General features: G+C 66.4%; 10 protein-coding genes and 1 riboswitch. Of the genes, 9 read left to right on the forward strand and 1 reads right to left on the reverse strand.

Annotated elements, in window-relative coordinates:
• The first annotated feature begins 93 nt into the window (after window positions 1–93).
• The 9 genes from urtA to YS110_15490 all read left to right on the forward strand — a co-directional run bounded on the left by urtA (window position 94) and on the right by YS110_15490 (window position 10,711).
• Window positions 94–1,359, forward strand: coding sequence for an urea ABC transporter substrate-binding protein (gene urtA / locus YS110_15450; protein UJB66050.1), 1,266 nt, complete (start codon window positions 94–96; stop codon window positions 1,357–1,359).
• 146 nt (window positions 1,360–1,505) lie between these two features.
• A complete protein-coding gene (urtB, locus tag YS110_15455; protein UJB66051.1) occupies window positions 1,506–2,420 on the forward strand; it encodes an urea ABC transporter permease subunit UrtB in 915 nt (304 codons plus the stop codon).
• Between the two features lie 49 nt (window positions 2,421–2,469).
• Entirely contained in the window at window positions 2,470–3,660 is a 1,191-nt protein-coding gene (urtC, locus tag YS110_15460; GenBank protein ID UJB66052.1) for an urea ABC transporter permease subunit UrtC, read from the forward strand.
• A 20-nt stretch (window positions 3,661–3,680) separates the two neighbouring features.
• Window positions 3,681–4,424 carry an urea ABC transporter ATP-binding protein UrtD gene (gene urtD / locus YS110_15465; protein ID UJB66053.1) on the forward strand — a complete coding sequence of 248 codons (744 nt, stop codon included), beginning with the start codon at window positions 3,681–3,683 and terminating at the stop codon, window positions 4,422–4,424.
• 20 nt (window positions 4,425–4,444) lie between these two features.
• A complete protein-coding gene (gene urtE, locus YS110_15470; GenBank protein UJB66054.1) occupies window positions 4,445–5,134 on the forward strand; it encodes an urea ABC transporter ATP-binding subunit UrtE in 690 nt (229 codons plus the stop codon).
• A gap of 33 nt (window positions 5,135–5,167) precedes the next feature.
• The gene (locus tag YS110_15475) at window positions 5,168–6,397 is read left to right on the forward strand and encodes an acetamidase/formamidase family protein (GenBank protein UJB66055.1); all 1,230 of its coding nucleotides are present in this window, start codon (window positions 5,168–5,170) and stop codon (window positions 6,395–6,397) included.
• Between the two features lie 14 nt (window positions 6,398–6,411).
• Entirely contained in the window at window positions 6,412–6,771 is a 360-nt protein-coding gene (locus YS110_15480) for a zinc ribbon domain-containing protein (protein ID UJB66056.1), read from the forward strand.
• A 76-nt stretch (window positions 6,772–6,847) separates the two neighbouring features.
• A riboswitch (S-adenosyl-L-homocysteine riboswitch) is annotated at window positions 6,848–6,938 on the forward strand.
• A gap of 50 nt (window positions 6,939–6,988) precedes the next feature.
• Window positions 6,989–9,703 (forward strand): methionine synthase, encoded by a 2,715-nt coding sequence (gene metH / locus YS110_15485; protein ID UJB66057.1) that lies wholly within the window; start codon window positions 6,989–6,991, stop codon window positions 9,701–9,703.
• A 93-nt stretch (window positions 9,704–9,796) separates the two neighbouring features.
• Window positions 9,797–10,711: a YihY/virulence factor BrkB family protein gene (locus YS110_15490; protein UJB66058.1), complete on the forward strand. Its 915-nt coding sequence runs from the start codon at window positions 9,797–9,799 to the stop codon at window positions 10,709–10,711.
• Between the two features lie 36 nt (window positions 10,712–10,747).
• On the opposite strand, the gene YS110_15495 is transcribed toward YS110_15490, so the two are convergent.
• The gene (locus tag YS110_15495) at window positions 10,748–12,772 is read right to left on the reverse strand and encodes a TonB-dependent receptor (protein UJB66059.1); all 2,025 of its coding nucleotides are present in this window, start codon (window positions 12,770–12,772) and stop codon (window positions 10,748–10,750) included.
• Window positions 12,773–12,838 lie beyond the last annotated feature (66 nt).

Genomic DNA, 12,838 nt, shown 5'->3' on the forward strand with positions numbered 1-12,838 from the left:
GGTTGTTCCTAATCTTGGCACCAACGCGGGGACACACCGTCACCGCAGTGAGCTGACCCTGACCACCAACCCCCTCTTTACAGGAGCGTTACCATGAGCCATCCCTCGGATCCCCGCCCCCCCGTCTGCGCTGTGCCGGAATTGGGCCGCCGCCGCGTGCTGCAGGCGCTTGGCGCCGCCTCGGTGGCGGGCCTTCCAACCTGGTCTTTCGCCCAGGCCACGGCCCAGGTCAACACCACCAAGCTGGCTGTGACGGACACCGAAGTCGTCGTCGGCCAGCTGCACTCGGCCACGGGCACGATGGCCATCTCCGAGACGGGCTCCATCCAGGCCGAGCAACTGGCCATTGACCAAATCAACGCCATGGGCGGCGTGCTGGGCCGCAAGATCCGCGTGATCAAGGAGGACGGTGCTTCCGACTGGCCGACCTTTGCCGAAAAGTCCAAGAAGCTGCTGATCAACGATCGCTGCGCAGCCATCTTCGGCTGCTGGACCAGTGCCTCGCGCAAGGCCGTGCTGCCTGTGTTCGAGAAGGAAAACGGCCTGCTGTACTACCCCACCTTCTATGAAGGCCTGGAGCAGTCCAAGAACGTGATCTACACCGGCCAGGAGGCTACGCAGCAGATCCTGTACAGCCTGGATTGGGCCAAGGCCGAGAAGAAGGCCAAGACCTTCTTCCTGATCGGCTCGGACTACATCTGGCCGCGTACCTCGATGAAGATCGCGCGCAAGCACATCGAGAACTTCCAGAAGGGCAAGGTCGTCGGCGAGGAGTACTACCCGCTGGGCAGCACCAACTTTGGCTCGCTGATGAACAAGATCAAGCTGCAAAAGCCGGATTGCATCTTTGTGGCGGTGGTGGGCGGCTCGAACGTGGCTTTCTACAAGGCGCTCAAGGCTGCGGGCATCACGGGCGACAAGCAATTGCTGGTCACGCTGTCGGTGACGGAGGACGAGATGACCGGCGTGGGCGGCGAAAACTTCGCCGGCTTCTATGCCTCGATGAAGTACTTCCAATCGCTGGACAACGAGAACAACCAGAAGTTCGTGGCTGCCTTCAAGGCCAAGTACGGCCCCAATGCGGTCATCGGCGACGTGACCCAGGCCGCCTATCTCGGGCCCTGGCTGTGGAAGGCCGCGGTGGAGAAGGCCAAGAGCTTTGACGTGGACAAGGTGGTGGCCGCATCGCCCGGCATTGAACTCAAGACGGCTCCGGAAGGCTACGTGAAGGTGGATGCCAACCACCATCTTTGGAGCAAGTCGCGCATTGCCGTAGGCCAGACCGATGGGACGTTCAAGGTGGTCTCTGAGTCTCCTGGGCTCATCAAACCAGATCCCTTCCCCAAGGGTTACCAATAAGCAATTTCTGAGCGGAAGGCGCTGCGCCATTGAGGGGGCGGGGCCTTTGCGCGAGGTCGCGCGTGCCCGGCATGTGGCGTCTGGGCCGTGCCGCCGCATTGGCGAATTCCCCATTTTTCGACAGGCTTGCACGCGGGAGCTGCACCATGAGTTTTTCCGACATGATGAACATTGGCCTGATGCAGGGCTTCGCGGGGCTGAGCCTGTTCGCCGTGCTGCTGCTGATGGGGCTGGGGCTGGCCATCATCTTTGGCCAGATGGGCGTGATCAACATGGCGCATGGCGAATTCATGACCATTGGCGCCTACACCATCTACCTGGGCTCGACCCTCACGGCGCAGCACGTGCCGGACTTCATGCCCTATTACTTTGTGTTCGCCATCGTGGCGGCATTCGCCTTGGCGTTTGCCGCGGGCTGGCTCGTGGAGTGGGGGCTGATCCGCCATCTCTACAAGCGCCCGCTGGACACGCTGCTGGCCACCTGGGGCGTGAGCCTGGCGCTGCAGCAGTGCTTTCGCACCTTCATCGGCCCCAAGGAGGTCAGCCCCACGCTGCCCGACTGGCTGATGGGTTCGTGGGCGCCTTCGGAAGGCCTGGACATTCCCATCAACGGCCTGTTCGTGCTGGCGCTGACCGCAGTGGTCACGGTGGGCGTGCTGATCGCGCTGCACAAGAGCCGCTGGGGCCTGCGGGTGCGCGCCACGGTGAGCAACCGCGTGATGGCCAATGCCATCGGCATCGACACCAAGAAGACCGACCGCCTGACCTTCGCCATCGGCTGCGGCATCGCGGGCGTGGCCGGCGCGGCCTTTACCACCATCGGCTCCACCGGCCCCACCTCGGGCTCGCTGTACATCGTGGACGCCTTCCTGGTCGTCACCTTCGGCGGCGCGGCCAGCCTGCTGGGCACCGTGGTCTCGGCCTTCGGTATCGCCCAGACGCAGTCCATCACGGAGTTCTTCATGGCCGGCTCCATGGCCAAGGTGATCACGCTGTCCCTGATCGTGCTCATCCTGATGATGCGTCCGCAAGGGCTGTTCGCCTCCAAGGTTCGCCGCTGACCCGGCGCCGCCCCTCGATTTCCTCCCCTGAGTTCACCGGAGTCCTTCCATGCAAGCCCTCAAAGCCTGGATACAGCGCTACCAGCTCGCCAGCCTGGTGCTGCTCACCGTCCTGCTGGCGGTGGTGCTGCCCCTGGCGCTGGATATCTTCCGCCTCAACCTGGTCGGCAAGTACCTGACCTATGCCTTCGTTGCCATCGGCCTGGTCATGGTCTGGGGCTATGGCGGCGTGCTCAGCCTGGGCCAGGGCGTGTTCTTCGGCCTGGGCGGCTACGCCATGGCCATGTTCCTCAAGCTGGAGGCATCCGACCCCGTCAGTACCGCCATCCAGTCGACGCCTGGCATTCCCGACTTCATGGACTGGAACCAGTTGACCGAGCTGCCCGCGTTCTGGGTGCCGTTCAAGAGCCTGCCGTTCTCGCTGGCCGCCGTCATCGCCGTGCCCATGCTGCTGGCCTGGGTGGTGAGTTTCGCCATGTTCAAGCGCCGCGTGGGCGGGGTGTACTTCGCCATCATCACGCAGGCCGTGGCGCTGATTCTCACCGTGCTCATCATTGGCCAACAGGGCTACACGGGCGGCGTCAATGGCATGACCGACCTGAAGACCCTGTGGGGCTGGGACACGCGCACCGACAGCGCCAAGTACATCCTCTATTACGTGTGCGTGGCCCTGCTGATCGGCGCCATCCTGCTGTGCCGCTGGATCCAGACCGGAAAGGTCGGCACGCTGCTGCTGGCCATGCGCGACAAGGAAGACCGCGTGCGCTTTTCCGGCTACGACGTGGCCAACTTCAAGGTCTTCGTGTTCTGCCTGGCCGCCGCGCTGTCGGGTGTGGGCGGGGCCATGTTCACGCTGCAGGTGGGCTTCATGTCGCCCAGCTTCGTGGGCATCGTGCCTTCCATCGAAATGGTCATCTACGCCGCCGTGGGTGGGCGCATGAGCCTGGTGGGGGCTGTGTACGGCACGCTGCTGGTCAACGCGGGCAAGACCTACTTCTCGGAGAGCTTCCCCGACCTGTGGCTGTTCCTCATGGCGGGTCTGTTCATCGGCGTGACCATGGCTTTCCCGATGGGCCTGGCCGGGCTGTGGGAAAGCCGCATCGTGCCCTGGTGGAACAGCCGCCGCAAAGGAGCTCAGAAGGTGGCGGCCTCCGCGGCTGCCGCCGTGCACGCACCCCTTCCCGCAGCCGCCAAGCCGTCGTCCGTCCGGGCCGAAGGCATGGGTCGCCAGGGCGCCTGACCCCCACGCTGGAGCACACCATGAGCAATACCGACTTCACGCTGGCCGTGGAAGACCTCACGGTCTCCTTCGACGGGTTCAAGGCCATCGACGCGCTGAACCTGTACATCGACAAGAACGAGCTGCGCGTCATCATCGGCCCCAACGGCGCGGGCAAGACCACGCTGCTGGATCTGATCTGCGGCAAGACGCGCGCCACCGCCGGCAGCATCAAGTTCAAGAACGAGGAGCTGACGCGCATGGCCGAGTACCAGCGCGTGCGCCTGGGGATCGGGCGCAAGTTCCAGACGCCGTCCATCTACGAGAACCTCTCGGTCTTCCAGAACCTGGAGGTCTCCTACCCCGAGGGCCGCTCCGTGTTCGGCGCGCTGGCTTTCAAATGCACCGATGCCGTGCGCGAGCGCGTGCAGGCCGTGGCCGCCGACATCGGCCTGGCCGAGCGTCTGGACACCGAGGCCGGCCTGCTCAGCCATGGCCAGAAGCAGTGGCTGGAGATCGGCATGCTGCTCATGCAGGAGCCCGAGCTGCTGATGCTGGACGAGCCCATCGCCGGCATGAGCGCCCGCGAGCGCGAGCTGACGGCCGAGCTGCTGCAGCGTATCTGCAAGAACCGCTCCGTCATCGTCATCGAGCACGACATGGAGTTCGTGGCGCGCATCGCCCACAAGGTCACTGTCATGCACCAGGGAAAGATCCTCGCCGAGGGCTCCATGGAGAAGGTGCAGGCCGACCCCAAGGTCATCGACGTTTACCTCGGCCACTAGGGCACGTTCAAGGAGTTCACATGCTGCAAGTCAAGGATCTGTACGTGGCCTATGGCCAGAGCGAGGCGCTGCACGGCATCTCCTTCGAGGGCCGTGAGAACGAAACCGTGGCCATCATGGGCCGCAACGGCATGGGCAAGACCACGCTGTTCAAGAGCCTGATGGGTGTCATGCCGGCCAAAAGTGGCCGCATTACCGTGGCGGGCCAGGATGTGACGAAGGATGAGAGCTTCCGCCGCGTAGCCAAGGGCATCGCCTATGTGCCCCAGGGACGCATGATCTTTCCCACGCTGAGCGTGGAGGAAAACATCCAGACCGGCCTGGAGAACGCCAAGTCGCGCCGGGTTCCCGACGAGATCTATGCGCTGTTCCCCGTGCTGTGGGAAATGCGCGGGCGCAAGGGCGGCAACCTGTCGGGCGGGCAGCAGCAGCAGCTGGCGATTGCCCGAGCCCTGGTCACCGACCCGAAGGTGCTGCTGCTCGATGAGCCCACCGAGGGCATCCAGCCTTCCATCATCAAAGACATCGCCAAGGCGCTCAACGAGATCCGCAAGCTGCGCCGCATCACCATCGTGGTGAGCGAACAGGTGCTCTCGTTTGCCATGGATGTGGCCGACCGGCTGTTCGTCATCGAAGGGGGGCGTCTGGTGCACGAAACCCTCCGCGCCGATACGGACGAGCAACGCATCAAGTCCTATCTCTCTGTCTGATCCCTTCCCCACCGCCATCGCAAGGAGTACACCATGGCCGAAACCCTGATCAAGGTCGATCTGAACCAGTCCCCCTATGACAACCCGCAGGTGCACAACCGTTGGCACCCAGACATTCCCATGGCAGTCTGGGTGGAGCCAGGCGCGGAATTCAAGCTGGAAACCTACGACTGGACCGGCGGCGCCATCAAGAACAACGACAGCGCCGAGGACGTGCGCGACGTGGATCTGTCCACCGTCCACTTTCTGTCCGGCCCGGTGGGCGTCAAGGGGGCCGAGCCCGGCGACCTGCTGGTCGTGGATCTGCTCGACATCGGCGCGCGTGACGACAGCCTGTGGGGCTTCAACGGCTTTTTCTCCAAGCAGAACGGCGGCGGTTTCCTGGACGAGCATTTCCCGCTGGCCCAGAAGTCCATCTGGGACTTCCACGGCATGTTCACCAAGAGCCGCCACATCCCCGGCGTCAACTTCGCCGGCCTCATCCACCCCGGCCTCATTGGCTGCCTGCCCGACCCCCAGATGCTGGCGGCCTGGAATGAGCGCGAGACCGGCCTGATCGCCACCGATCCCCAGCGCATCCCGGGCCTGGCCAACCCGCCCAAGGCCGACACCGCCCACATGGGCCAGATGCAGGGCGAGGCCCGCGCCAAGGCCGCTGCCGAGGGCGCGCGCACCGTGCCGCCGCGCGAGCATGGCGGCAACTGCGACATCAAGGATCTGTCGCGCGGCTCGCGCGTGTTCTTCCCGGTCTATGTGGACGGCGCGGGCCTGAGCGTCGGCGACCTGCACTTCAGCCAGGGCGATGGCGAGATTACCTTCTGCGGCGCCATCGAAATGGCGGGCTGGGTGCACATGAAGGTCAACCTGATCAAGGGCGGCATGGCCAAGTACGGCATCAAGAACCCCATCTTCAAGCCCAGCCCCATGACGCCCAACTACAAGGACTATCTGATCTTTGAAGGCATCTCGGTGGACGAGAAGGGCAAACAGCACTATCTGGACGTGACCGTGGCCTACCGCCAGGCTTGTCTGAATGCCATCGAGTACCTGAAGAAGTTCGGCTACAGCGGCGCCCAGGCCTATTCGCTGCTTGGAACGGCCCCGGTGCAAGGCCATATCAGCGGGGTGGTGGACGTGCCGAACGCCTGTGCGACCTTGTGGCTGCCTACGGAGATCTTCGACTTCGACATCAACCCGACGGCCGAGGGGCCGCAGAAGATCATCACCGGCGGCGTGGATCTGCCCATCGCTCCCGACAAGTAAACAGGATGCTGCCCATGCCCACCTACGATTACCACTGCGATGCCTGTGGCGGCTTCGATGCGCTGCGCAGTCTTGCGCAGCGCAACGAGCCTGCGCCTTGCCCCTCGTGCGCCGCGGCTTCGCCCCGTGTGTTTGTGAGCGCGCCGCGCCTGGCCTGCACCAGTGCGGAACAGCGCCGCGCGCACGACACCAATGAGCGTGCGCGGCACGAGCCCAAGCGCTCGCGGGACGTGGCCCAGGGGAGCTATGGGCGCATGCGCCACCCTTCGGGCTGTGGCTGCTGTTCAGGCGCCAGCAAGCGGGGAGGGACGGTTACGGCGCCCAATGGGGCCAAGACCTTCCCCACCAAGCGGCCATGGATGATCAGCCACTGAGAACGTGAACACGTTCTGAGTTCGCGGGGCTGCTGCGCGCGGGCCTGCATGCCAGGTTGCTCCCGGTAGAATCTCGGCGCCCGAGGAGCGTTGCAGCGGCCCCCGCCCAATGGGGAGATCGTCAGGCTCGGGCGCCGGATTCGCTTTCCTAACGACGCTCACCTGAACCCCTTTGTGCCGCGCAGGTGAGCTTATGTCCGTTATTGCCATTCCCCCCATGAAACTCTCCGGCCTGGAGCCCGTGTTCATCGGCGAGGGCAGCCTGTTCGTCAACGTGGGCGAGCGCACCAACGTCACAGGCTCCAAGGCGTTCGCGCGCATGATCCTGAACGACCAGTACGAGGAAGCCCTCTCGGTGGCGCGCCAGCAGGTGGAGAACGGCGCGCAGGTCATCGACGTGAACATGGACGAGGCCATGCTCGACAGCAAGGCCGCGATGGTGCGCTTTCTCAACCTCATCGCCTCCGAGCCCGACATTGCCAAGGTGCCGGTGATGGTGGACAGCTCCAAGTGGGAGGTGATCGAGGCCGGGCTGCGCTGCCTGCAGGGCAAGGGCATCGTCAACTCCATCTCCATGAAGGAGGGCGTCGACAAGTTCAAGCACGAGGCCAGGCTCATCAAGCGCTACGGCGCGGCCGTGGTGGTGATGGCGTTCGACGAGCAGGGCCAGGCCGACACCTATGCGCGCAAGACCGAGATCTGCGAGCGCGCGTACCGCATCCTGGTCGATGAGGTGGGCTTCCCGCCCGAGGACATCATCTTCGACCCGAACATCTTCGCCGTGGCCACCGGCATCGAGGAGCACGCCAACTACGCGGTCGATTTCATCGAGGCGGTGCGCTGGATCAAGCAGCACCTGCCGGGCGCGAAGATTTCCGGCGGCGTGTCGAATGTGAGCTTCTCGTTCCGCGGCAACGAGCCGGTGCGCGAGGCCATCCACACCGTGTTCCTGTACCACGCCATCCAGGCGGGCATGGACATGGGCATCGTCAACGCCGGCATGGTCGGCGTCTACGACGACCTGGAGCCCACGCTGCGTGAGCGCGTGGAGGACGTGGTGCTGAACCGCCGCCCCGACGCGGCCGAGCGCCTGCTGGAGATCGCCGAGGCCGCCAAGGGTGCCGCCAAGGACGACAGCAAGAAGCTCGAATGGCGCGGTACGCCCGAGGCGCCCCGGCCCGTGGGCGAGCGCCTGTCGCACGCGCTGGTGCACGGTATCACCGACTTCATCGTCGAAGACACCGAGGAGGCCTACCAGGCCATCGTGGTCAAGGGCGGCGGGCGCCCGCTGCACGTGATCGAGGGCCCGCTGATGGACGGCATGAACATCGTCGGCGACCTGTTCGGCGCCGGCAAGATGTTCCTGCCCCAGGTGGTGAAAAGCGCGCGCGTGATGAAGCAGGCCGTGGCCCACCTGATCCCCTACATCGAGGAAGAGAAGCGCCAGCAGGAGGCCGCGGGCCTGGACGTGTCGAGCAAGGGCAAGATCGTCATCGCCACCGTCAAGGGCGACGTGCACGACATCGGCAAGAACATCGTCACCGTGGTCCTGCAGTGCAACAACTTCGAGGTCATCAACATGGGCGTGATGGTGCCCTGCCATGAAATATTGGCGCGCGCCAAGTCGGAGAACGCGGACATCATCGGCCTGTCCGGCCTCATCACGCCCAGCCTCGAAGAGATGCAGTACGTCGCCGGCGAGATGGACAAGGACGACTACTTCCGCATCAAGAAGATCCCGCTGCTCATCGGCGGCGCCACCTGCTCACGCGTGCACACCGCCGTGAAGATCGCGCCGCACTACGACGGCCCCGTGGTCTACGTGCCCGACGCCTCGCGCAGCGTGAGCGTGGCGCAGAGCCTGCTGGGCGAGGGCAAGGCCGCCTACCTGGCCGAAGTCGAGGCCGACTACGAGAAGGTGCGCGAGCTGCACGCCAGGAAGAAGAAAACCCCGCTGTGGCCGCTGGTGCAGGCGCGCGCCAACGCCACCGTGGTGGACTTCGCCCGCTTCACGCCCACCGTGCCGCGCGCGCTCGGGCGGCGCGTGTTCAAGAACTTCGACCTGGCCGAGATCGCACGGTACATCGACTGGGGGCCGTTCTTCCAGACCTGGGACCTGGCCGGGCCGTTCCCCGCCATCCTCGACGACGAGATCGTGGGCGAGGAGGCGCGCAAGGTCTTCGCCGACGGCCAGGCCATGCTGAAGAAGATCATCGAAGGCCGCTGGCTGCAGGCCAACGGCGTGATGGGCCTGTTCCCCGCCAACCGCGTGGGCGACGACATCGTGTTCTATGCCGACGAATCGCGCACCGAGGTGCTGATGACCTGGTACGGCCTGCGCCAGCAGACCGAGAAGCAGGCCATCGACGGCGTGATGCGCCCGAGCCGCTGCCTGGCCGACTTCGTCGCGCCCAGGGAGTCGGGCATGGCCGACTACGCGGGCCTGTTCGCCGTCACCGCGGGCATCGGCGCCGAGAAGAAGGAAAAGGAATTCCTCGATGCGCTGGACGACTACAGCAGCATCATGTTCAAGGGCCTGGCCGACCGCCTGGCCGAAGCCTTCGCCGAATGCCTGCACGAGCGCGTGCGCAAGGACCTGTGGGGCTACTGCGCCGATGAGCACCTGGGCAACGACGACCTCATCCACGAGAAGTACCAGGGCATACGCCCCGCGCCCGGCTACCCCGCCTGCCCCGACCACACGGCCAAGGAAGCGCTGTTCCGCGTGCTCCAGGCCGAGGACATCGGCATGGGCCTGACCGACAGCCTGGCCATGTTCCCCGCGTCGAGCGTCAGCGGCTTCTACCTGGCGCACCCCGAGGCGACGTACTTCAACGTCGGCCAGATCGGCGAGGACCAGCTCCAGGACATGGCCGCGCGCCGTGGCATGGACCTGGAAACATTGCGCCGCCGCCTCGCGCCGAACCTCTGATTGCTACTGAAAATGAAGCTGCCAGCGCTTGCCAGGCAAGCGCTGGAGCCCGATTCGGCTTGTAATGCACGCAGCCCCGGCACAATCGGGGCCATGCCCACATCCTTCTTCTGCGCCGCACGCGCGCTGCTGCAATCCCAGGCCACGCTTTTCCTGCGCGCCGTGCGCATGTGGCTCGACGCCGACGGCCTGCGCATGAGCGCGGCCATGTCGTTCTACGGCATGCTCAGCCTGGCGCCGCTGCTGCTGGTGCTGGTGGGCGTGCTGGGCTGGTGGATCGACAAGGCGTACCTGGAGACCAACCTCATCGACCAGGTGCGCGGCGTGATGGGCGAGCGCGGCGCCGAGGTGGTGCGCCTGGCGCTGGCCAGCGCCAAGGCGCCGGGCGAGGGGCGCCTGGCGTCCATCGCGGGCTTCGTGCTGCTGCTGTCGGGCGCCACCGGCGTGTTCGTGGAGCTGCAGTCGGCGCTGGAGCGCCTGTGGACCGGCGGCAAGCCCGTGCACGAGGACAAGGCCTGGTGGCGCATGGCCACGCTGCGGCTGCGCGGGCTGGCCTACGTGCTGGTCATCGGCTTTCTGCTGCTGGTGTCGCTGGTGCTGTCCACGGTCATCAACGTGCTGGCCACCTGGGCCAGCGCCTTGCTGCCGTTCGGCACGGGCACGGTGCTGCGCGTGGTCAACGAATCGGTGGCGCTCGGGGTGGCGGTGCTGCTGTTCGTGGGGCTCATGCGCATCGGCAGCGGCCCCAAGCCGCCGCTGTCGTGCCTGGTGTTCGGCGCGGCCGTGGGCGCGCTGCTGTTCAGCGTGGGCAAGCAGGCGCTGGCGCTGTACCTCTCCACGGCGGCGGTGGTGTCGGCCTACGGCGCGGCGGGCTCGCTCGTGGTGCTGCTGATGTGGATCTACTTCTCCTCGGCGGTGCTACTGTTCTCGGCGAGCTGCGCGCGGGCGCTGCACGTGTCGCGCGCGGGCGCCGCCGGCACCAGCGCCAGCCCGCCGCGCCAGGCGTAGCCGCCGTGCCCGCCGGGGAACGCGCGGCGGCGCCGGTCAGAAGGCGGCATGCAGGGCGAGGTAGTAGCGGCGGCCGTCCTCGTTGAAGTCGGCCGCGGTGGTGCGGTCGAAGGTCTTGTTTGCCAGGTTCAGGATGCCGGCGCGCAGCGTCAGCGCGTCGGTCATGCGCCAGCCCAGGGCCAGGTCGGCGATGGCGTAGCCGCCCTTCTGCGCCTCGTTCCAGCCGACGCTGACGTACTGCGCGCTGTGGTAGCGCAGGCTGCCGCTCGCGGTGAGCTGCGGCGTGGCGCGCCAGTCGGCGCCCAGGTTGACGACGTGGCGCGGGCGGTAGGTCAGCGGCACGGGCTCGGCGCCGCTGGTGTTCTTGGCGTCGGTGAAGGTGTAGTTGGCGCGCAGGCTGAGGGCCTTCGCCGGGTCGGCGCGCCAGCTTGCCTCCAGCCCGCGCGAGCGCACGCGCGCGATGTTCTGGTAGCGGAAGATGGGCCGCCCGTCGGGCAGGAAGCCCACGAAGTTGTCGTAGCTGGGCGCCAGCGCCCGGTCGGCCGTGCGGTTGGTGATGTCGATCATGTTCTTCAGCGCGGTGTTGAAGAACGTCAGCCCGCCCGAGTGGATGCCGTGCGCGAACTGCAGGCCCAGCTCCTGGCTGGTGCCGGTCTCGGGCTTGAGTTCGCGGCTGCCCACGATGTAGCAGCCCGCGGTGGCGCTGCCGCACGAGACCGATCCCCAGTTGGGGCTGCCCTGCAGCAGCGTGGGCGCGCGGAAGGCCCGCGCCACGCCGCCCTTGAGGGTGAGGGCATCGCTCAGGTGGTAGACCACGTAGGCGCGCGGGCTGTGGTGGCCGCCGAAGTTCTCGTGGTGGTCGAAGCGGTTGCCCAGCGTGAGGGCGAGCCGGTCGGTGATGCGGATTTCGTCCTCGGCGAACAGCGCCCATTGCTGGATGGAGGTTTCGGGCGTGCCGCTCGCGCCCGGCGTGCCGGGCTGGCCGCTCAGGTTGGCGGGGTCGCGCAGCTTTTCCTTGCGCGTCTCGAAGCCGGCGGTGACGAGCTGGTTGCCCCAGGCAATGGGTACCACGGCCTTGCCGTTCAGGCTGATGGTGTGGGCCTTGTTCGGGTTCACCTGGCCGTCGATCATGCCGGTCAGGTTGCGGATTTCGTCGGTGGCGAAGGTCAGCTCGGTGTTGCCGAAGCCCCAGCGGCCCTTGTGGCGCAGCGAAAAGGCGTCGCGCTCCATGAGGTAGCCTGCGTGGTCGCGGCGGCTCGTGTCCACGTCGGCCACGAGGCTCTGGCGCGTGTCGGGCGTGAACGAGAGCTGCGCGCCGAAGAGCTGGTTGCGGATGTGCTGCAGGCCCGTCTGGCGCGTGCCGTTGGCCGCCGCCGAGTTGACGGCGCTGTCGGCATCGCGCTGGTCGTAGGCGCCGGTGAGCTTGAGGCCCAGCGTGTCCGTCAGCATCGGGCCGGCGAGCGAGAAGCCCGCCAGCCGGCTGGCGCCCGCCTCGCGGTTTTCCTGCACCACGCCCTCCACGCGCGCCGAGCCGCGCCACTGCTTGCCCACGGGCCGCGTGATGATGTTGACCACGCCGCCAATGGCGTCCGAGCCGTAGAGCGAGGACATGGGGCCGCGCACGATCTCGATGCGCTCGATCTCATCCGCCGGCACCCAGCCGGTGTCGTAGTCGTTGCCGCGGAACATGGCGCTGGTGGCGTTCACGCGCTTGCCGTCGATCAGCATCAGCGTGTAGGCCGCGCCCAGGCCGCGCAGCTGCACGCCGGGCACCAGGTTGCCGCTGCGGGAGAGCGTCACGCCCTCCACCGTGCCCAGCAGCTCGGCCAGCTCCTGCACCGGGCGCCTTTCCAGGTCTTCGCGCGTGATGACCGAGACGCTCGCGGGCGCGTCGCGCAGTTCCTGCTCGCCGCCCGAGGCGGTGACCACCACGGTGGACAGCGCGGCGGCATCCTCGGCATGCGCGCCCGCGGCGCCGAAGGCCAGCGCCAGCGCCGCGCACAGGGCGCGCGGCCGGGAGGCGGGAGAAGGGGGGGAAAGGGACGAAGGGGCGGTGCGCATGGCGGTTCCTCGACTCTCTAGAATGTTGTTATTGAGAATTAGTATTGTTTGAGCGGGCGAGTCTCG

Source organism: Acidovorax sp. YS12, from assembly GCA_021496925.1.
Taxonomy (GTDB): Bacteria; Pseudomonadota; Gammaproteobacteria; order Burkholderiales; family Burkholderiaceae_C; genus Paenacidovorax.